The 20,097-nt window shown below is 64.3% G+C and carries 16 protein-coding genes; 12 read left to right on the top strand and 4 right to left on the bottom strand.

The genetic code is table 11. The annotated features are described in order from the left end of the window. Positions 1-4 precede the first annotated feature (4 nt). Positions 5-847, bottom strand: coding sequence for a uroporphyrinogen-III synthase (locus tag BRSPCE3_RS19490; protein ID WP_244067708.1), 843 nt, complete (start codon positions 845-847; stop codon positions 5-7). 135 nt (positions 848-982) lie between these two features. Here BRSPCE3_RS19490 and purU point away from each other — a divergent pair, with 135 nt between their 5' ends. Both purU and BRSPCE3_RS19500 read left to right on the top strand, forming a co-directional pair. Next, positions 983-1,846: a formyltetrahydrofolate deformylase gene (gene purU, locus BRSPCE3_RS19495; RefSeq protein WP_244067709.1), complete on the top strand. Its 864-nt coding sequence runs from the start codon at positions 983-985 to the stop codon at positions 1,844-1,846. 449 nt (positions 1,847-2,295) lie between these two features. Further along, entirely contained in the window at positions 2,296-3,417 is a 1,122-nt protein-coding gene (locus BRSPCE3_RS19500; protein WP_244067710.1) for a calcium-binding protein, read from the top strand. A gap of 267 nt (positions 3,418-3,684) precedes the next feature. Here the strand turns inward: BRSPCE3_RS19500 and BRSPCE3_RS19505 are convergent, their stop codons facing one another. After that, positions 3,685-3,975, bottom strand: coding sequence for a hypothetical protein (locus BRSPCE3_RS19505; RefSeq protein ID WP_244067711.1), 291 nt, complete (start codon positions 3,973-3,975; stop codon positions 3,685-3,687). A 375-nt stretch (positions 3,976-4,350) separates the two neighbouring features. Here BRSPCE3_RS19505 and BRSPCE3_RS19510 point away from each other — a divergent pair, with 375 nt between their 5' ends. From BRSPCE3_RS19510 to BRSPCE3_RS19540, 7 genes are all read left to right on the top strand, one after another. Beyond that, positions 4,351-5,532 carry an ABC transporter substrate-binding protein gene (locus tag BRSPCE3_RS19510; RefSeq protein WP_244067712.1) on the top strand — a complete coding sequence of 394 codons (1,182 nt, stop codon included), beginning with the start codon at positions 4,351-4,353 and terminating at the stop codon, positions 5,530-5,532. A 103-nt stretch (positions 5,533-5,635) separates the two neighbouring features. After that, positions 5,636-6,505, top strand: a complete 870-nt coding sequence (locus BRSPCE3_RS19515) for a branched-chain amino acid ABC transporter permease (protein ID WP_244067713.1) — start codon at positions 5,636-5,638, stop codon at positions 6,503-6,505. Positions 6,506-6,512: 7 nt separating this feature from the next. After that, a complete protein-coding gene (locus BRSPCE3_RS19520; protein WP_244067714.1) occupies positions 6,513-7,544 on the top strand; it encodes a branched-chain amino acid ABC transporter permease in 1,032 nt (343 codons plus the stop codon). Continuing rightward, positions 7,541-8,293, top strand: coding sequence for an ABC transporter ATP-binding protein (locus tag BRSPCE3_RS19525; protein ID WP_244067715.1), 753 nt, complete (start codon positions 7,541-7,543; stop codon positions 8,291-8,293). Before BRSPCE3_RS19520 ends, BRSPCE3_RS19525 begins: the two co-directional genes overlap by 4 nt. Next, a complete protein-coding gene (locus BRSPCE3_RS19530; RefSeq protein WP_244067716.1) occupies positions 8,286-9,002 on the top strand; it encodes an ABC transporter ATP-binding protein in 717 nt (238 codons plus the stop codon). Before BRSPCE3_RS19525 ends, BRSPCE3_RS19530 begins: the two co-directional genes overlap by 8 nt. A 19-nt stretch (positions 9,003-9,021) precedes the next feature. Then, positions 9,022-10,140 carry a cobalamin-independent methionine synthase II family protein gene (locus BRSPCE3_RS19535; RefSeq protein ID WP_244067717.1) on the top strand — a complete coding sequence of 373 codons (1,119 nt, stop codon included), beginning with the start codon at positions 9,022-9,024 and terminating at the stop codon, positions 10,138-10,140. 259 nt (positions 10,141-10,399) lie between these two features. After that, entirely contained in the window at positions 10,400-12,136 is a 1,737-nt protein-coding gene (locus tag BRSPCE3_RS19540) for a serine hydrolase (RefSeq protein WP_244067718.1), read from the top strand. A 51-nt stretch (positions 12,137-12,187) separates the two neighbouring features. On the opposite strand, the gene BRSPCE3_RS19545 is transcribed toward BRSPCE3_RS19540, so the two are convergent. Beyond that, on the bottom strand, positions 12,188-13,915 hold the full coding sequence (locus tag BRSPCE3_RS19545; RefSeq protein WP_244067719.1) for a caspase family protein: 1,728 nt from the start codon (positions 13,913-13,915) through the stop codon (positions 12,188-12,190). 200 nt (positions 13,916-14,115) lie between these two features. Between BRSPCE3_RS19545 and BRSPCE3_RS19550 the strand changes: the two genes are divergently transcribed. From BRSPCE3_RS19550 to ahcY, 3 genes are all read left to right on the top strand, one after another. Further along, entirely contained in the window at positions 14,116-15,471 is a 1,356-nt protein-coding gene (locus BRSPCE3_RS19550) for a hypothetical protein (RefSeq protein WP_244067720.1), read from the top strand. Positions 15,472-15,531: 60 nt separating this feature from the next. After that, on the top strand, positions 15,532-16,728 hold the full coding sequence (gene metK / locus BRSPCE3_RS19555) for a methionine adenosyltransferase (protein ID WP_244067721.1): 1,197 nt from the start codon (positions 15,532-15,534) through the stop codon (positions 16,726-16,728). Between the two features lie 201 nt (positions 16,729-16,929). Further along, positions 16,930-18,357, top strand: a complete 1,428-nt coding sequence (gene ahcY, locus BRSPCE3_RS19560; RefSeq protein WP_244067722.1) for an adenosylhomocysteinase — start codon at positions 16,930-16,932, stop codon at positions 18,355-18,357. 99 nt (positions 18,358-18,456) lie between these two features. On the opposite strand, the gene BRSPCE3_RS36065 is transcribed toward ahcY, so the two are convergent. Continuing rightward, complete coding sequence (locus BRSPCE3_RS36065) at positions 18,457-20,094, bottom strand: calcium-binding protein (protein WP_283843144.1); 1,638 nt, start codon at positions 20,092-20,094, stop codon at positions 18,457-18,459. Positions 20,095-20,097 lie beyond the last annotated feature (3 nt).

Below are 20,097 nucleotides of genomic sequence, written 5' to 3' on the forward strand. Positions count from 1 at the left end.
ATTGTTACTTCGCCGCCGTCCGCGGCGGTGCCTTCGACAACGCCGTCGCCATCGCCGAGATCAGCGGCTTCATGAAGAACGCATCGTTCGCCGGATAGATGTCGGTAGAGAGGCCATAGGCCTTCAACTCGTCCGATACAACCGGCCCGACGGAGGCGATCGGCGTCCGTTGCAGACCGTCGCGCAGTTGCGCCTCGCATTTGTGTGCCTGTGCCACCTCGAGCAGGCGGCGAACCTGGCCCGAGCTGGTGAGCGCGATCGCATCGATCCGGCCCTGGGCCATCTCCTCGATCGCGGTGACGATGTTGGCGTCGGCGGCCTGCGCGTCATAGACATAGGGCAGCACCGTATCGACCTCGGCACCCTGTGTCTTGATCGCGCCGATCAGGGTGGCGTGGTCCTTGTCCGGATAGAGTTGCAGGCCGAGCCGATGGCCGGCGAGGTCGAGCTTCGACAGCATCTCGGCGACGCCTTCCGAGGTCGGCTTCTCGGTGGTCATTTGCGGCTCCAGGCCGATCTCGCGCAGCGCCCGGCCGGGCTTGGGGCCGCGGGCGAATTTGCGCGCCTTGCCGAGGCTCGCGACAAACTCGGCCTCGACCCCGATCCGGCGCACCACCTTCATCAGCCGGCGCAGGCCTTCGCCGGTCATCAGCACGAGGTCGTCGAGCGGCCGCTCGACGACGCGGTGAATCCAGGCCTCGATCGGCGCGGGGTCCGGCGCGTCGTGGATGGTGAACATCGGGCATTGCAGCACGTCGGCGCCCTGCTCGGCGAGCAGGCGGGAAAATTGCGCTTCTTCGCGCGTCTCCAGGATCAGGATGCGGTAGCCGTTCAGCCGGTCAGCCATGATGGTCCCTAACAAACATTGTCGTCATTTGTTCGATTTGACCCCTGCGCCGGGATTGGCGCAAGGCCGCCTGCGGTGTAGACGAGGGCCGAAAATGGCTGTTCCACGCATCTGCTCAAGCTTTGGTCAATTGGCATGCCCGACCATCAATTCGTTCTGACCCTGTCCTGCCCGGATCGCCCCGGGATCGTCTCGGCGGTTTCGACCTTCCTGGCGCATAACGGCCAGAACATCCTGGACGCCCAGCAGTTCAACGATGTCGAAACCGGCAAGTTCTTCATGCGCGTGGTGTTCACCGCGGCCGACCTCGCGGTCGAGCTCTCGGCGCTGCAGACCGGATTTGCAGCGATTGCCGAACGTTTCGGCATGGGATGGCAGATGCGCGACCGCGCCAGCCGCCGGCGCGTGATGCTGCTGGTGTCGAAGTCCGATCACTGCCTGGTCGACATCCTCTATCGCTGGCGCACCGGCGAGCTCGAGATGATCCCGACCGCCATCGTCTCCAACCATCCGCGCGAGAGCTACGGTTCGCTCGATTTCGGCGATATCCCGTTCCATCATCTGCCGGTGACGAAAGAGACCAAGCGGCAGCAGGAAGACGCGGTGTGGAAGCTCGCCCAGGACACCCAGACCGACCTCGTGGTGCTAGCCCGCTACATGCAGATCCTGTCCGACGAGATGTCGGCGCGGCTGTCGGGCCGCTGCATCAACATCCATCATTCCTTCTTGCCGGGCTTCAAGGGCGCCAAGCCCTACCACCAGGCGCATGAGCGCGGCGTCAAGCTGATCGGCGCCACCGCGCATTACGTCACCAGCGATCTCGACGAAGGCCCGATCATCGACCAGGACGTCGAACGCATCAGCCATCGCGATACGCCGGAAGATCTCGTGCGCAAGGGCCGCGACATCGAACGCCGCGTGCTGGCGCGCGCGATCCGCTACCATCTCGCCGACCGCGTCATCCTCAACGGGCGCAAGACCGTGGTGTTCATGGACTGATCGTCAGTTCGCTTGTGAAGTTCATTTGGCTGTCGCGCGCTGACGGCCATGGTGTCGGCTTGCATTTTCGAGCCTGAAAATCTTGGCCTCAGGGCGTCTTTCCCGACGCTGGGATCATTTTGTCGGCGCTTTTGCGATCAGCGTAACTTGAAAAATTGCTGCCGAGACAGGTCGCTAAGGGAAGGCGTGCCGTGAAGTCGCGCCGGAAGACGCGCCGGTGCAGCTCCTGCCGGCGCCCAGACTCTCCAGGGCGGCCGCGACATCCAAGCGGGAACCCGAACAGAGAGAGTTCGGAGTAATCCGGGAGGGCATCTGTGTTTCCATTGTTTCACGATACAGTGGCCGCGGGTGGGATAGGAGCCGCAATCGGACAGCTTCCGCGCTCCGTCATCCAAGCCCACATGGCAGAGCTCGTGAATCGCTTCGCGCGTCAGCAAGGAACCTATCCGATGCCCACATTCTATGGCGACAGCACCGACAACAGCGTCCTTGCGACTGATGGTTTCGACGCACTCTATGGCGGCCAAGGAAACGATGCGCTGGCAAGCAGCATCGCGGGTAACGACTATTGGGACGGCGGCCAGGGCGACGATTTCCTGACTGCACAATGGACCAGCGCGGCCTACGGCGAAATGTATGGCGGCGCCGGCAACGATTGGATTCAGGGCGGCAATACCGCCAGCATGTCGTACGAGTATGGGGGTAACGGCGACGACTATGTTCAGGATGGCGGGACGCTGACGACGCAGACCCACTACATCGACGGTGGTATCGGCCGTGATGCCCTGTATGGCTCGGCCGGCAATGATACGATCTATGGCGGCGACGGCAACGACAGCGGTGCGAACATCATCGTGGCCACCGGCCTCTCCGTCGCGCCGGGCCTCTATGGCGGTGGCGGCAACGACGTCCTGGCAGGCGGCTACGGCGATGACCTGCTGTTCGGCGGCGACGGCAACGATCTGCTGTTCGGTGGCAGTGGTAACGACACGTCATATGGCGGCAACGGCAACGATACGCTGGCCGGCGACGACGGTGTAGACCTTCTCGAAGGCGACGCCGGCGACGACTGGATCTACATGAGCGTCGGGGACGGCAGTATTGCTTATGGCGGCGCAGGCAACGATGTCATCATCGCCAATGGCAGGGCGATCGAGATCGGCGACGACGGCAACGACGTCATGTACGGCCAGGCCGGCAACGACTATTTCTACGGCGGCAATGGCGATGACACCATGTATGGCGGCGACGGCGTCGACGTTCTGATCGGCGGTGCCGGCAATGACTATTTCGACGGCGGCACCGGCGTGAACTACTATTTCGGCGGCACCGGCAACGATACGTTCGTCTCTCGCAGAGAGCCAAGCGTCCAGGTCGTTCAGGACTGGAGCTCTGCCGGGGATGTCGTGCAATTCAACGGTTCAGGATTCAGCTCGTTCGCCGACGTGCTGTCACACTCCTACCAGAACGGCGCCTACTTCGTGATCCAGGTCGATGCCTCCACCGCGGTCTGGCTGAACGGCGCAACTGCGGGTTCAGTGACGGCGGCGAATTTCAGCATCGTGTCGTAGTTGCGTTATGACACTATTTTGTCTCGACCAAGACACGCACTGGCCGGCTCAGCAGGACCCGAACCAGAAACCAGAGTGTTGCGGGCGGGATGACAACTCGGGTGCCGCAGTCCGTTTTTCCATCGAAGACCGTTGCTAGCGCTATCCGACAGCGCAAAAAGCTGATGCGGCCTCAATGCGGGTCGACTGGCCTATGGTCGGGGTGCCTGTCGGTTCTCCCGTAATCCGCGGCCTGGAGCGAACCGGTTGTACCGATCCGGCGCACGCTCACTGAGCCGCGTTCTGCGGTGCGGAAGCTGGCGTTGACGACTTGCCGGTGTCGTCGCCGCGCTCGGCGGCGGGCATCAGGCGCTTGCGTTCCCGCTCCTGCATGAACTTGTCGTATTCGGGGGTACCCGCCCGCGGTGGCGCGTCTGCGGGCAAACCACCGGCCCAGGCCGGAATGTAGTCGGCCATTCCGGACGAGAGCTTCTGGTTCACGGTGCTGCATCCTCCGAGCGCGCAGGCTGCGAGCGCGAGGGCAGTCAGGACAGGGATTGGACGGGTGAAGATCGGCATGGAGGCAGGATACGGCCGTGGTGTTGATGGATGATGATCGCGGGCGTGACCGTTCGGCTGCAATTGTGCTTGTTTGTTGACATCGCGGTTCTATTTGTACGATCGTACAAATAAATCGGCCCCGCGAGGCGGTGGGGGTGCGCGACCGGTTCTCCCGGAGCATTGAGTTTCGCGGAGAGATTTTGGTATCCTGATACTTGCTTCCGCGGTTGGGCCTGGTCGCGTCGCACGCAGCACACGCCCATCGTCCGATTGACAGAGGGCACGGGGAGACGCCTTGTCGCGTTGCGGCTTGGCCGCGGCATGCTTGGTTAGATAAGGCGAGGGCCGGGGGCTCGGCTCGACGCAGAAGATTGGAAGGGGGAGGGGATGTCGATGTTCAATCGTCGCAGGATGTTGCTGTGGGGGGCCGCTGCGGCCGTGCTTCCGGGAGTGTGCGCCAGCGTGCCGGCGCGGGCTGAGGATGCCGTCAAGATCGGCCTGATCCTGCCGATGACCGGCGGCCAGGCCTCGACCGGCAAGCAGATCGACAATGCCATCAAGCTCTACATGCAGCAGAAGGGCGACACCGTCGCCGGCAAAAAGATCGAGATCATCCTCAAGGACGATGCCGCGGTGCCCGACAACACCAAGCGGCTCGCGCAGGAATTGATCGTCAACGACAAGGTCAACTTCATCGCCGGCTTCGGCGTGACGCCCGCGGCGCTCGCCGCAGCGCCGCTGGCGACGCAGGCCAAGATCCCGGAAGTCGTGATGGCAGCCGGCACCTCGATCATCACCGAGCGCTCGCCCTATATCGTACGCACCAGCTTCACGCTGGCGCAGTCCTCCACCATCATCGGCGACTGGGCGGTCAAGAACGGCATCAAGAAGGTCGCGACGCTGACCTCGGACTACGCGCCCGGCAACGACGCGCTGACCTTCTTCAAGCAGCATTTCACCGCCGGCGGCGGCGAGATCGTCGAAGAGGTCAAGGTGCCGCTCGCCAATCCGGACTTCGCGCCGTTCCTGCAGCGCATGAAGGATGCCAAGCCCGACGCGATGTTCGTGTTCGTGCCGGCCGGGCAGGGCGGCAACTTCATGAAGCAATATGCCGAGCGCGGGCTCGACAAGAGCGGCATCAAGGTGATCGGACCCGGCGACGTCATGGACGACGATCTGCTCAACAACATGGGCGATGCCGCGCTCGGCGCGGTGACGGCGCATCTGTATTCTGCGGCGCATCCGTCCGCGATGAACAAGGAATTCGTCGCCGCCTACAAGAAGGCATATGGCAACCGGCCGGGCTTCATGGCGGTCAGCGGCTATGACGGCATCCATCTGATCTACGAGGCGCTGAAGAAGACGGCTGGTGCGACCGACGGCGACAAGCTGATCGAGGCGATGAAGGGCATGAAGTGGGAGAGCCCGCGCGGCCCGATCTCGATCGATCCGGAAACCCGTGACATCGTGCAGAACATCTATATCCGCAAGGTCGAGAAGGTCGACGGCGAGCTCTACAACGTCGAGTTCGCGACCTTCGAGGCCGTCAAGGACTCCGGCAAGACCAAGAAGTGACGCGCGAAAGCTCCGCTCGCTGCATGTCATGGCCGGGACGACCCCGGCCATGACGATCCTGTTGACGTGGTGTCGTTTGCGCCCTCTCGCTTAAGCTGACTTCATGGCCTCAATCCTCACCAATCTGTTCGACGGCGTCGCCTACGGCATGCTGCTGTTCGTGCTGGCCTGCGGGCTCGCGGTGACGCTGGGGTTGATGAATTTCGTCAATCTGGCGCACGGCGCCTTCGCGATGGCCGGCGGCTATATCTGCGCCGTGCTGGTCAATCAGTCCGGCTGGCCGTTCTTCCTGGCGCTGCCGCTCGCCTTTGTCGGCAGCGCCCTGATCGGCATCGCGCTGGAGCGGACGCTCTACCGGCATCTCTATGCCCGCAGCCATCTCGATCAGGTGCTGTTCTCGATCGGGCTGGTGTTCATGTCGGTCGCGGCGGTCGACTACATCATGGGATCGTCGCGGGTCTTCATCAAGCTGCCGGCGGCGCTGGAGGGGCAGATCGACCTGTTCGGCGTCGGCATCGGCCGTTACCGGCTGATGATCGTCGTGATCTGCGGCCTGCTGACGCTGGCGCTGCAGCTGATCCTGGCCAAGACACGGTTCGGCAGCCGGCTGCGCGCCGCGGTCGACGATCCGCGCGCCGCGATCGGGCTCGGCATCAACGTGCCACAGGTATTCGCCTTCACCTTCGCTTTCGGATGCGGCCTCGCCGGCCTCGGCGGCGCGCTGAGCGCGGAGATCCTCGGGCTCGATCCGTATTTCCCGCTGAAGTTCATGATCTACTTCCTGATCGTCGTCACCGTCGGCGGCTCCTCGTCGATCACCGGGCCGTTCCTCGCCTCGCTGCTGCTCGGCATCGCCGACGTCGCCGGCAAATATTACGTGCCCAAGGCCGGCCCCTTCGTGATCTACACGGTGATGATCGTGATCCTGCTCTGGCGTCCGAACGGCCTGTTCGGCCGCACCGCGGCGCGGTGAGGCGATCATGACCGCGCTGTCCGACGTCTCCACCCATGCGATGGCCAGCGCGCGCTGGCGGATCACCGAGGTCGCCTTCTGGGTGCTGGCGCTCGGCTGCGCGTTCCTGTTCCCGTCGCGCTACCTGATCATGACCGACATCGTGCGGCTCGGCCTGTTCGCGCTGTCGCTCGACCTGATCCTCGGCTACGCCGGCATCGTCTCGCTCGGTCACGCCGCATTCTTCGGCGTCGGTGCCTATTCGGCCGGCTTGCTGGCGCTGCATGGCATCATCAACGAGCCCGTCATCGCGCTGGTCGCCGCCGGTCTCGTCGCGGCGGTGCTCGGCTTCCTGACCAGCTTCCTGGTGATCCGCGGCGTCGATCTGACCCGGCTGATGGTGACGCTTGGCATCGCGCTGCTGCTGGAAGCGCTCGCCGAGCGCTTCTCTGACATCACCGGCGGCACCGACGGCCTGCAGGGTATCGAGATGCAGCCGATCCTCGGGCTGTTCGCCTTCGACATGTTCGGCAAGACCGGGTTGTTCTACTCGCTGATCGTGCTGTTCATCCTGTTCCTGCTCGCGCGGCGCATCGTGCATTCGCCGTTCGGCCTGTCGCTGCGCGCGATCAGGAACAATCCGCTGCGCGCGGCCGCAATCGGCATTCCGGTCAACCGCCGCCTGATCGCGGTCTATACGCTCGCGGCCTTCTACGCCGGGATCGCCGGCGCGCTGTTCACCCAGACCACGGCGCTCGCCTCGCTCGACGTGTTTTCCTTTGAGCGCTCCGCCGACCTGATGCTGGTGCTGGTGATCGGCGGCACCGGTTATCTCTATGGCGGCCTGATCGGCGCCGTCGTGTTCAAGATGCTGCAGGAGCTGTTCCAGAGCATCACCCCGCAATACTGGCTGTTCTGGATCGGCCTCGTGCTGGTCGTCATCGTGATGGTCGGCCGCGCGCGGATCCACCGCTGGGTGCTGTTCGTGCCGAACCTGGTCATCAGGCAGTTCGCCGGCCGCAAGGCCGTCGTCGCCGTGCCCGAGGGTGATGCGCCATGACGATCGCGCTCGAAACCCGCGGCCTCGAGAAATCCTTCGGCGGGCTTCGCGTCACCCGCGACCTCTCGCTGAAGGTGGCGCAGGGCGCCCGCCATGCGCTGATCGGACCGAACGGCGCCGGCAAGACCACTGTCATCAATCAGCTGACCGGTGTGCTGACGCCGAACAGCGGGCGCATCCTGCTCGAAGGCTATGACATCACCGGCCTCTCGGTGCACAAGCGGGTGCTGCGCGGGCTGTCGCGCACCTTCCAGATCAACCAGCTCTATGCCGACCTCACCCCGCTCGAAACCATCGGGCTCGCAGTCTCCGAACGAATGGGCCGCGGTGGCGATTGGTGGCGGCGGATGGGAACGCGCAGCGACGTCAACGCCGAGATCGCCGAGATCCTGTCGCGCTTCCATCTGCTCGATGTGATGACCGCGCTCACCTCGACATTGCCCTACGGCAAGCAGCGCCTGCTCGAGATCGCGGTCGCGATCGCCGCCAAACCGCGGGTGCTGCTGCTCGACGAGCCCGCGGCCGGCGTGCCCGAGAGCGAGCGGCACGATATCCTCGCCGCGGTCGCGGCATTGCCGCGCGACGTTACCGTGCTCTTGATCGAGCACGACATGGATCTGGTGTTCTCCTTCGCCGATCGGATCTCGGTGCTGGTCAATGGCGGCCTGCTGACCGAAGGCGCCCCCGACGAGGTCGCGCGCGATCCGCAGGTACGGGCGGTCTATCTCGGCGAGGCGGCCGATGCCTGACCTGCTCTCGATCAAGGGCCTGCGGGCCGGTTACGGCGAGGCGGTGGTGCTGCCCGACATGTCGCTGGCGCTGGCCGAGGGCCAGGTGCTCGCGCTGCTCGGCCGCAACGGCACCGGCAAGACCACGCTGATCAATTCGATCGTCGGCATCGTCAGACGCCTCAGTGGCACCGTCGCGCTCGCAGGCCAAGACATCACGGCGATGCGGCCGGATCAGCGCGCCCGCGCCGGGATCGGCTGGGTGCCGCAGGAGCGCAACATCTTCCGCTCGCTGACGGTGGAGGAGAACATGACGGCGGTGGCGCAGCCGGGTCCGTGGACCGTCGAACGGGTGTACGAGATGTTTCCGCGGCTCAAGGAGCGGCGCGGCAATTTTGGCAACCAGCTGTCCGGCGGCGAGCAGCAGATGCTGGCGATCGGCCGCGCGCTGACGCTGAACCCGAAAGTGCTGCTGCTCGACGAGCCGACCGAAGGCCTCGCGCCGATCATCGTTGAGGAATTGTTAAAGGCGATCGGAACCATCACGCGTGCCGGCGGCATCTGCTCGATCATCGTCGAGCAGAACGCGCAAAAGATTCTGGGGCTCGCCGACCGCGTTGTGATATTGGAACGCGGCACCATCGTGCACGATGCCGCAAGCAGCGCGCTGAAAGCCGATCCCTCCGTCCTTGAGCGCCATCTCGGCGTCTCCGGGGCCAAAGCACATTAGAAGCGTCCGGGAGTTGACCATGCAGCGAACCAAGCCTCCGTTCCGCGCCGACGAGGTCGGCAGCCTGTTGCGTCCGCCGAAGATCAAGGAAGCCCGCGCCAAACTGGAGAAGGGCGAGATCTCGGCTGACGAGCTGCGCAAGGTCGAGGACATGGAGATCGAGAAGGTCGTGCACAAGCAGGCCTCGGTGGGCCTGAAGCTTGCGACCGACGGCGAGTTCCGCCGCTCCTGGTGGCACTTCGATTTCCTCAGCCATCTGACCGGCTGCGAGCTGTTCCATCCCGACATGGGCATCCAGTTCGCCGGCGTGCAGACCCGGCACGACGCCATCCGGGTGATCGGCAAGCTGGACTTCTCCGATCAGCACCCGATGCTCGACCACTTCCGCTTCCTGAAGAAGTACGCCGACCAGGCGCATGTCACGCCGAAGATGACGATCCCGTCGCCGGCGGTGCTGCACTTCCGCGGCGGCCGCAAGCTGATCTCGAAGGAGGTCTATCCCGATCTCGAGGAGTTCTACCACGATCTCGGCAAGACCTATCGCAAGGCGGTGAAGGCGTTCTACGACGCTGGCTGCCGTTACCTGCAATTCGACGACACGGTGTGGGCCTATCTGTGCTCGCAGGAGGAATTGCAGAAGTCGCGCCACCGTGGCGACAATCCCGATGGCCTGCAGGAGATCTACGCGCGCGTCATCAACTACGCGATCGCCGATCGTCCGTCCGACATGGTGATCACGACCCATGTCTGCCGCGGTAATTTCCGCTCGACCTGGATTTCCTCCGGCGGCTACGAGCCGGTTGCCGAGACCATGCTCGCCGGTACCAATTACGACGGCTATTTCCTCGAATATGATTCCGACCGCGCCGGCGGCTTCGAGCCGCTGCGCTTCCTGCCCAAGGGCAACAAGGTCGTGGTGGTCGGCGTCATCACCTCGAAGTTCGGCGAGCTCGAGAAGAAGGACGACATCAAGCGCCGGCTGGACGAGGCATCCAAATTTGCTCCGATCGAGCAGCTCGCAGTGTCGCCGCAATGCGGCTTTGCCTCGACCGAGGAGGGCAACATCCTCTCCGAGGAAGAGCAGTGGGCCAAGCTGCGGCTCGCCGTCGAGGTCGCGAGCGAGGTGTGGGGGAAGTGACGCGCCAGTGTCGTTCCGGGTTCGCTTCGTCGAGCCACCCGGAATGACAGTGCATTGCCCGTCGGCTTGTGCGGCTGGACAGTCGCTCTTGCCGCATGATAGATTTGATACGTTGAGGATGATCCAACGATGTTGATCGCTTTCGAGCTTAGCCAGCACTGACGAGCGGCTGGCCGGTCGAATGACCGGGTTGCCGTAACGCCGCCGCGCCTCACTTTGGTGAGGCGTAGTCAGTTGCTGTTGAAGCCGAGAAGCCATCATGCCCCAATCATCCGACGCGCCCAGTGCGCAAATTGCATCCTATATTCCCGAGCTCGATCGTGTCGCCGCCGACGTCATGGCGGACTGGAAGGCGCCGGGCGCCGCGCTTGCCGTGGTGCAGGACGACAAGGTCGTGCTCACACGCGCCTACGGCCAGCGCGATGTCGAGGCGAATTTACCGGTCACGCCTGCGACGCAGTTCGCGATCTGCTCGATCACCAAATCCTTCACCGCGACTGCGATCGCGCTGCTGCACGATGAGGGGCGGCTCGACTGGGCCAAACCGGTGCGCGATTATATCCCCGAGTTTCGTCTGAACGATCCGGTGGCGACCGAGCGCGTCACCGTGCTCGATCTCTTGTGCCATCGTACCGGGTTGCCGCGCCACGACTGGGTGCACGAGCCCGCCGATCGCACCCCCGCCGACATGCTCGGCGTCATGCGGTATCTGGAACTGAGCCGCGATATCCGCAGCGCATTTCAATACAACAACCTCTGCTACAATGTTGCGGGCTTGCTGATCGAGCGCCTGAGCGGCCAGAGCTATGAGGCGTTCATCCGCGCGCGCCTGACCGATCGGCTCCGCATGGACGTCGGCTTCAACCTTGATGATCTCGAATGTTCGGCAGAGCCGGCGCGGCCGTACATGATGCATGAGGACACGCGGCTGCCCGCGTTCCGTCTGCCGATCACAACCATCGCGTCCGGCGCGATGACCACCTCGGTTGCGGATTTCGCGAACTGGATGCGGCTGCATCTCGGTCAGGGCACGTTCGACGGTGAGCGCATATTGCCGGCAGCGCTGATCGGTGAGCTGCATGCGCCGCGTGTCTACAAAACGCTGCCGGGCTATGCCGAATTCGGCCAGGCGCATTACGGTCTTGGCTTCCAGTGCAACAGTTACCGCGGCGACCGACTGGTCGAGCATGGCGGCGGCTGGATTGGCTGGAATACACAGATGACGCTGTTGCCGGATTTTGGCATCGGCATTGCCGTCTTCACCAACCGCAGTCCTAACCAGGTGCCGTGGACGCTGACCATGCACATCATCGACCGGCTTCGCGGCCGCGAGCCGATCGAATGGCGCGAGCGTTTCCGCAAGCGGCGGAATGAAGCTCTTGAGCAGATCCAGGCCGACAAGGTCGTGCGGGAGCAGGCCCGCCGCGCCGACACGCAGCCGGCGCACAAGCTTGCGGCTTATGCCGGCGATTATGAGCACCCGGCCTATGGCGTGATGTCGATCAGGGAGCAGGACGGCGCCCTGCACTGGTCGTGGCGCAGCCTGTTTGCTGCCTTGACGCATCGCCACTTCGAGACGTTCGAAACGCCGGAGGTAACGGATCGCTACGTGCCGGATTGCCTTCCGATCACCTTCCTGACCAATCGCGACGGCAACATTGCCAGTCTCTCCGCTCCGCTCGAACCCGCAGTTGCGGATATCGTGTTTGTGCGCCTTGCGGCCGGCGAATGCACCGACGCCGCGTTCCGTGCGCGCTGCGTCGGCAGTTTCAAATGGGGCGCGATCACGCACCGCGTCGCGCTGGATAGCGAGGGGGCGCTCGAGTTGAAGTCCGACCACCAGCCAGCCTATCGCCTCGCGCCGGAGCAGGGCAGGACGTTTCGCATTGTCGGGCAGGCCGGCCTCGTCGAATTTCGCGGTGACGGGACGATCGTGGACGAGATGATCCTTCACCAGCCGGGTGGCACGTTCGTGGCGCGGCGCGCAGACCGGTAGGTTGTCTGGTCGCCGCCGCTGCTCGATTGGTGGTTCTGGCGGGGCGTCGTCTCACTGCTCCGCCAGATAGACCTCGCCAAGCAGCGAGGAGTTCGACCACGGCACCTGCTTGCCTTTGGTCGCGGCGACGACCTCGGCGCGCACCCGGGTCAGCATCTGCTGCACCTCGAGGCCGGGTGTCCCGACATGGCGTGACAGCGCCGCCGAGAACGGGCTGTTGGCGCCTTCGCCGTCGAGCGCGACCTGGCCCGGCGCGGTCGCGAACGCGATCAGCGTGCCGGCGCCGAGCGTCGAGCCTGATCCGAGCGTGGCGGGTGCGGCGAGGCCGGGGCCGGCTTCGATGCCGCGGCTCGAGCCCGCGGAAGCCACCTGGGGCGCCATCGGATTGTTGCGGCAGGCATCGAGGATCAGGATGTTGGTGCGGATCTGATCGTCGAGCCCGGCCATGATGGTATCCATGTCGACCATCGCGTCGGTCATGCGCGCGCCCGCCTTGAATTCGATATCGACCGGCACGAGGTAGTTGCGACCTTCGACCTGCACGCCGTGGCCGGCGTAGTAGACCACGGCGATCTGCGAGCGCGCCGCCTGGCGCAGGAAGTCGTGGATCGTCCGCTGCATCGTGTCGCGATCGAGATCGAGCCCTTCCGAGACGGTGAAGCCGATGTCGCGCAGGCTCCTGGCGATGGCGCGGGCGTCGTTGGGCGGATTGGGCAACGCCTTGACATGTGCATAGGCACCGTTGCCGATCACCAGTGCGACGCGCCGGGTGGTGGCTGCGGCCTGCACAGGGGCTGCGGGCGCCGCCGGTGCCGCGGCGGGAGCAGGTGGTGCAGGAGCGGGGCTGCTTTCGGCGGCAGGCGCCGCCGCGGTCTTGCGCGGCGCTGCGTCGGTCTCCTTCAAGAGTGCGAGCCGCACCTTGGCGGTGGCCTGGTTGGCCTTGCTACCGGCGTCGGAGGCCACGCCCTCGAGCACCGAGGCGTAGTCTTCCTTGGCATGCGCGGCGTCGCCCTTGGCCTCATAGGCGAGGCCGCGCTGGGTGTAGGCCGAGATCAGCACGCTGCCAGGCGGCGTCATGATGTTGACCGGCGCCTTTGCCTTGGCGAGCCGGATCGCTTCCGTCGTGTCCGCGATCGCGCGCGCGATGTCGCCCTTGGCGCGCCAGATCACGGCGCGGCTGATCAGCGGCTGCGGCAGCGACGGGTCGATCCTGACGGCTTCGTTGATGTCGGCGAGCGCGCCGTCGAGATCGCCGAGCGCCTGCTTCGACGAGCCGCGGTTCTGATACGAGAAGGCCGATTTCGGGCCGGCCTTGATCGCGGCGTCGTAGTCGGCGATCGCCTTGGTGTAGTCGCCCTTGCTGCGATAGGCGTTGCCGCGGTTGTGAAAGATGATGCCGCTCGGCGGCCCCATGCGCAGCGCGTCGTTGAAGTCGGCGATCGCGATGTCGTACTCGCCTTTGTCGAAATAAGCCGAGCCGCGCAGATTGTAGACGGCGGTGCTGGGCTTCAGGTGCAGCGCTTCGGTGGCGTCGGCGATCACCTGCGGGTAGTTGCCCTTCTTGTTCCAGCCGACCGCGCGCCAGAAATAGATGGTCGCGAGCTTCTCGCCGGAAAACACCTTCAGCGCGATGATCTTGTTGCAGGCGTCGATCATCTGGTCGGCCGGCGTGGTCTCGGTCGTGCAGAGCGGGCCGAGCTGGGCACGGGTCTGGGCGAAGCAGGGCGCCGACCACAGCATGGCAGCAAGCAGGCAGGGGATCAGGAGCAAGCGGCGCATCGGTCATCCAGGGGGCGGTGAGCCGTCATGATGGTCGGCGACGGCGAGGTGGTCGAAGGGGCGGTCCAAGGGGTGGTCCATGACTGTTTGGTGATCGGGCCGCAGAGGGGGTTCAACTGGTGGGAAAATGGTGATAAGACGTCGCCGCACACAATTTCTGCCCACTTTTGTCCCACTCGCCGCTGCCCACTCCAGGCGCCATGAAGAACGACGAAATCCTCAGCCAGATCACGGATTTCTGCCGGCGCTCCGACATGGCGGAGACGACGTTCGGCCGCCGTGCGGTCAACGACGGCAAGCTGGTGCATCGGCTGCGCGAGGGCAAGCGCATCACCATCGACACGCTCGACCGCATCAACGGCTTCATCGCGACCTCGACGCCGGGCGGCGTGGCGCCGCCCCGCGGCCTGGTCGTTCCGCCGGAAAAGCGCGATCCGCGGGGCAATTTCCGCTTTTTCGAGAACCGCCAGCGCTATCTGCTGTTCGTCCACACCTGCAGCGAGAAGCGGGTGATTGGTGACCGGGTCGCGCTGGAACTGGCCGCGATCCATCCGCGACCGCCGGCGCTGCGGGTGTTCGATGCCGGGATGGGCGACGGCACCGTGCTGGCGCGGGTCCTGCGTGCTATGCATGGCCGCTTCCCACATATGCCGTTCTATGTCGCCGGCAAAGAACTCAGCCTCGAGGACGTCCGCCTCACCCTCGACAAGGTCCCCGACCGCCTGTTCGAGCACCCGGCCAGCGTCTTCGTCTTCACCAACATGTATTACGCCGAGGCGCCCTGGCTGACGCCGAAGAACTCCGCGGCCGCCGCCAGCATGATTTGGCACGAGGTGGCTTTGCGGGGGGCCTCCTCGGGTGACTTCGAGGCCCAGATCGCGGAACTCGGTCCGTTCCTGGAGCAGAACTGGCGGGCGAACCTGAGCCCCGGCAATGCGATGCCGATCTATGAGCGGCCGGTGGCGCTGGTGCTGTATCGCGACGACCACCGCTTCCTGCTCGATTCCATCATTCCGCGGGCCGGCCGGACCGAGGCCAATTTCGATCTCGTGATCGCCTCGCAGCCCTATCGCGCCAAATCCTCGGTGAACTTCCGCGCCAAGCGGATCATCGCGCCACTGGCCCGCGCGCTGCGCGGCGGTGGACGGTTGATAGGAATCCACTCCCACGGCGGCGATCCCGGACTTGAAATGATTCAAGCCGTCTGGCCCGGAGAAAATCCTTTCGCCGTCAGCCGCCATGAGATACTGCGCGCGGTGAAGTACGAGTTGGGCGCGGCCGGCCGCGAGCTGAACTTCAACGCCTACGCCGATAACCGATCGATCTTTCGATATGATATGGAAGCGCTGCCTAATGAGGTGACCGGCTCGATCGGAACCTCGACGGCCTTCGCCGCGTGGAACGCAGCCGTGTATGTCGCGCAGATCGAAGATGAGCGGTTGACCGAAACGACCGAAAACGGACGAGCTCTCGAGGCCACACGCGAGGTTCTCCGCAAACACAACGGGCTGTGGTTCTACGACGAATCCTACGTCATCTCGCGGCGACGAGACTGACATTCCGGGGACATATTCACCAACCAACGTCGGAGTTCGACGAAACAAGGGGTTTAGTTGATGCGCGCGTCTTATCTCTTCACCAGCGAGTCGGTTTCCGAAGGCCATCCGGACAAGGTCTGTGATCGCATTTCGGATGAGATCGTGGACCTGTTCTACCGCGAGGGACCGAAAGCGGGCATCGACCCGTGGCAGATCCGTGCGGCGTGCGAAACGCTCGCGACCACCAACAAGGTGGTGATCGCCGGCGAGACGCGCGGCCCGGCCTCGGTCACCAACGACCAGATCGAGAGCGTCGTACGCGGTGCCATCAAGGACATCGGCTACGAGCAGGACGGCTTCCACTGGAAGACCTGCGACATCGAGATCCTGCTGCATCCGCAGTCGGCCGATATCGCGCAGGGCGTCGACGCGCTGCAGCCCGGCGAGGTCAAGGAAGAGGGTGCCGGCGACCAGGGCATCATGTTCGGCTACGCGACCAACGAGACGCCGGACCTGATGCCGGCGCCGATCTTCTACGCCCACAAGATCCTGCGCCTGATCTCCGAAGCGCGCCACTCCGGCAAGGAGAAGGTGCTCGGTCCGGACTCCAAGAGCCAGGTCACCGTGCAGTACGAGAACGGCAAGCCGGTCGGCGTGCGCGAGATCGTGGTGTCGCATCAGCATCTGGTCGAGGACCTCTCGTCCAGCCAGATCCGCGACATCGTCGAGCCGTATGTCCGCGAGGCGCTGCCGAAGGAATGGATCAACGGCAAGACGATCTGGCACATCAATCCGACCGGCAAGTTCTTCATCGGCGGTCCCGACGGCGACTCCGGCCTGACCGGCCGCAAGATCATCGTTGACACCTATGGCGGCGCGGCCCCGCATGGCGGCGGCGCGTTCTCCGGCAAGGATCCGACCAAGGTCGACCGCTCGGCGGCCTATGCCGCGCGCTACGTCGCCAAGAACATCGTCGCGGCCGGTCTTGCCGATCGCTGCACGCTGCAGCTCGCTTACGCGATCGGCGTGGCGCGCCCGCTGTCGATCTACATCGACACCCACGGCACCGGTAAGGTATCGGAGGATGAACTCGAGAAGGCGGCAGCCAAGGCGATGGATCTGACGCCGCGCGGCATCCGCAGCCATCTCGATCTCAACCGCCCGATCTATGCGCGTACCTCGGCCTACGGCCATTTCGGCCGCACGCCGGACAATGAGGGCGGCTTCTCCTGGGAGAAGACCGATCTCGTCGAGCCGCTGAAGCGCGCGCTCTAAACCTCTTACCTCGCCCCGCTTGCGGGGAGAGGTCGCCACGAAGTGGCGGGTGAGGGGGACTCTCCGCGAATTCAGTGCGCGGATGGAGCCCCTCACCCCGACCCTCTCCCCGTAAGAACGGGGCGAGGGGGAAGGCCGCGCCGCAGGGCGTTCGGCTCGCTTTGTTACTGACACGCTGGATTCACCGATTAGGAAACAGACATGAACGCCCCCACGAAGCCCGGCTTCACCGACTACATCGTCAAGGACATTGCGCTCGCCGATTTCGGCCGCAAGGAAATCTCGCTCGCCGAGAGCGAGATGCCCGGCCTGATGGCGACCCGCGAGGAATACGGCCCCAACCAGCCGCTGAAGGGCGCCCGCATCGCGGGCTCGCTGCACATGACGATCCAGACCGCGGTGCTGATCGAGACGCTGGCCGCGCTCGGCGCCGACATCCGCTGGGTCTCCTGCAACATCTATTCGACCCAGGATCACGCCGCCGCCGCGATCGCCGCGGCCGGCATTCCGGTGTTTGCGATCAAGGGCGAGACCCTGACCGAGTATTGGGACTACACCGCAAAGCTGTTCGACTGGCACGGCGGCGGCACGCCCAACATGATCCTCGATGACGGCGGCGACGCCACCATGCTGGTGCATGCAGGCTATCGCGCCGAGCAGGGCGACACCGCCTTCCTCGACAAACCGGGCTCGGAGGAAGAGGAGATCTTCTATGCGCTGGTCAAGCGTCTGCTGAAGGAGAAGCCGAAGGGCTACTTCGCGGAGATCGCCAAGAACATCAAGGGCGTCTCGGAAGAGACCACCACGGGCGTGCATCGTCTCTATGAGATGGCCAACAAGGGCACGCTGCTGTTCCCGGCCATCAACGTCAACGACAGCGTCACCAAGTCGAAGTTCGACAACCTCTATGGCTGCCGTGAATCGCTGGTCGACGGCATCCGCCGCGGCACCGACGTGATGATGTCGGGCAAGCTCGCGATGGTCGCCGGCTTCGGCGACGTCGGCAAGGGCTCGGCGGCGTCGCTGCGTCAGGCCGGCTGCCGTGTCATGGTCTCCGAGGTCGATCCGATCTGCGCGCTGCAGGCCATGATGGAAGGCTACGAGGTCGTGACGATGGAAGATGCCGCGCCGCGCGCCGACATCTTCGTCACCGCGACCGGCAACAAGGACATCATCACCATCGAGCACATGCGCGCGATGAAGGATCGTGCCATCGTCTGCAACATCGGCCACTTCGACAACGAGATCCAGGTCGCGACCTTGAAGAACCTGAAGTGGACCAACATCAAGCCGCAGGTCGACGAGATCGAATTCCCCGACAAGCACCGCATCATCCTGCTGTCGGAAGGACGCCTCGTGAACCTCGGTAACGCGATGGGCCACCCGTCCTTCGTGATGTCGGCGTCGTTCACCAACCAGACGCTGGCGCAGATCGAGCTGTTCGCCAACAACAAGGGCGGCAAGTACGAAAAGAAGGTCTACGTGCTGCCGAAGACGCTCGACGAGAAGGTCGCCCGGCTGCACCTCGCCAAGGTCGGCGCCAAGCTGACCGAGCTGCGCAAGGACCAGGCCGACTATATCGGCGTCAAGCAGGAAGGTCCGTACAAGTCGGATCACTACCGCTACTGATCCGCGGTCATCGCGATCGATCAAGTGAAAAGCCCCGGCATCGGCCGGGGCTTTTTGCTGATAGCGCGTGTATCGCCCGCGCTGTGAAGCCAGCGCGCCTCAGCTGAACTTGAACATCCCGGCGTTCAGCTGTGCGGGCGCGTTGCCGATCAGCCACACCGCGTTGCCTGCAGCGTCGGTGATGATGGTGGTGTTGATGCCGGCCGCGTAGAATTCGGCGGCCTGGACGTCCGCGAACGAATGCAGTGAGGTGCCTGCGAAATCGACGAAGTCGTTGACCCCGCCGGCGTTGAAGTCCTCGACGACCATCACTTCGGTATCGGACGCCTTGTCGTTGAGGTTGAAGGTGTCGCTGCCGCCGCCGCCCCAGGCATAGTCGACGCCGCCACCGCCGGTGATGTCGTCCGCGCCCGAGCCCATCAGGAAGACGTCGACGCCGGTGCCGCCGGTGACGGTGTCGCCGCCGTTCGAGCCGTAGACGTAATTCTGGCCGGAGCCGCCATAGATCAGATTGCCGTCGGCCTCGCCCGACGAGATGAAGATGTTCAGTCCCGAGCCGCCGTACATCACATCGACGCCGTCGCCGCCGTAGAAGTAGTTGGTGCCGGCGCCGCCGAACAGGTAATCGGCGCCGTCGCCGCCATACATCACGTTGACGTCGCTGGCCGACGTGCCGCCCGCGCCGACCAGCGTGTCATTGCCGCTGCCGCCGAACAGATAGTTGAAGCCGGTGCCGCCGTAGATCGCGTCATCGCCGCCCTCGCCGAGCAGCACATCGTTGCCGTTGCCGCCGCTCAGGACGTCGGCGTCATCGCCGGCGTAGATGTAGTCGTTGCCGTCGCCGCCATCGATGGTGTCGAAGCCGGCACCCGCAACGATGATGTCGTTCCCTGCGCCGGTCGAGATCAGGTCGTTTGATGCCGTCCCATTGACCGAATCCGCGCCGGCCGTGCCGTACATGGTGTCGTCGGCGTAGCCGCGGACACTGTATCCGAGGTCCTTCAGCACACCGAGATCCAGCGGTGAGATGGCGTACTGGTAGTCGTCGAAGAACACGATGCCATTCATCAGATCGAGCGTCAGCGGATCTGCGACCGTCGATGGCGAGGCGGTGAAGTCGGATTGCTGATTGCCGAAGTGATAGTAGTTCTGCGTGGTGCTGTCCGTCGTCAGCGGCACCGGGCCGCCATAGGCGGCCTCTGCATGCGCACCGGTGAAATAGGCCAGCGATCCGGACTTCTGGATGTAGGTATCGAATGTCGATTCATAGGCGCCGGGAAGCTGGCCGCTCTGGCTGTACCAGCCCGTCATTCCGAGCCCGTGCATGATCTCATGCAGGAACACGTCGATGGGGTTCAGCTTGTTGTAGGGCACCGAGCTGCTCCAGCCCAGGCCGTAGGTCAGATCGAGATATTGCAGATAGGCGTTGTCGACATTGATGGTGATATCGCTCGTCGTGCCGCTGACGTGCTGTCCCGTCGTCAGTTCGTATTGGCTCGAAGGCTCATAGACGGCCAGGCCACCGTTCGTTCCGACGTAATAAGACGATGTCGGCCCGCCATCTGCGCGCCCCACGGCGGTGGTCTCGACGTTGAGATCGACAACCAGGTTTCCGATGCCGCCGACGTATTCCTGCCAGATGCTCAGCGCCTGTTGCAGGTCGTAAACCAGGGCCGAATCCGTCGCCGCTCCTGCTCCACCGGGGTCGCTGAGCTGAACAGTATAAGTCCAAGCCATTTC

The sequence above is a fragment of the Bradyrhizobium sp. Ce-3 genome (assembly GCF_022835695.1).
GTDB lineage: Bacteria > Pseudomonadota > Alphaproteobacteria > Rhizobiales > Xanthobacteraceae > Bradyrhizobium.

Coding starts and splice junctions, on each gene's coding strand:
- BRSPCE3_RS19490 (WP_244067708.1), bottom strand. CDS start 847: ATGGCTGACCGGCTGAACGGCTACCGCATCCTGATCCTGGAGACGCGC.
- purU (WP_244067709.1), top strand. CDS start 983: ATGCCCGACCATCAATTCGTTCTGACCCTGTCCTGCCCGGATCGCCCC.
- BRSPCE3_RS19500 (WP_244067710.1), top strand. CDS start 2,296: ATGCCCACATTCTATGGCGACAGCACCGACAACAGCGTCCTTGCGACT.
- BRSPCE3_RS19505 (WP_244067711.1), bottom strand. CDS start 3,975: ATGCCGATCTTCACCCGTCCAATCCCTGTCCTGACTGCCCTCGCGCTC.
- BRSPCE3_RS19510 (WP_244067712.1), top strand. CDS start 4,351: ATGTTCAATCGTCGCAGGATGTTGCTGTGGGGGGCCGCTGCGGCCGTG.
- BRSPCE3_RS19515 (WP_244067713.1), top strand. CDS start 5,636: ATGGCCTCAATCCTCACCAATCTGTTCGACGGCGTCGCCTACGGCATG.
- BRSPCE3_RS19520 (WP_244067714.1), top strand. CDS start 6,513: ATGACCGCGCTGTCCGACGTCTCCACCCATGCGATGGCCAGCGCGCGC.
- BRSPCE3_RS19525 (WP_244067715.1), top strand. CDS start 7,541: ATGACGATCGCGCTCGAAACCCGCGGCCTCGAGAAATCCTTCGGCGGG.
- BRSPCE3_RS19530 (WP_244067716.1), top strand. CDS start 8,286: ATGCCTGACCTGCTCTCGATCAAGGGCCTGCGGGCCGGTTACGGCGAG.
- BRSPCE3_RS19535 (WP_244067717.1), top strand. CDS start 9,022: ATGCAGCGAACCAAGCCTCCGTTCCGCGCCGACGAGGTCGGCAGCCTG.
- BRSPCE3_RS19540 (WP_244067718.1), top strand. CDS start 10,400: ATGCCCCAATCATCCGACGCGCCCAGTGCGCAAATTGCATCCTATATT.
- BRSPCE3_RS19545 (WP_244067719.1), bottom strand. CDS start 13,915: ATGCGCCGCTTGCTCCTGATCCCCTGCCTGCTTGCTGCCATGCTGTGG.
- BRSPCE3_RS19550 (WP_244067720.1), top strand. CDS start 14,116: ATGAAGAACGACGAAATCCTCAGCCAGATCACGGATTTCTGCCGGCGC.
- metK (WP_244067721.1), top strand. CDS start 15,532: ATGCGCGCGTCTTATCTCTTCACCAGCGAGTCGGTTTCCGAAGGCCAT.
- ahcY (WP_244067722.1), top strand. CDS start 16,930: ATGAACGCCCCCACGAAGCCCGGCTTCACCGACTACATCGTCAAGGAC.
- BRSPCE3_RS36065 (WP_283843144.1), bottom strand. CDS start 20,094: ATGGCTTGGACTTATACTGTTCAGCTCAGCGACCCCGGTGGAGCAGGA.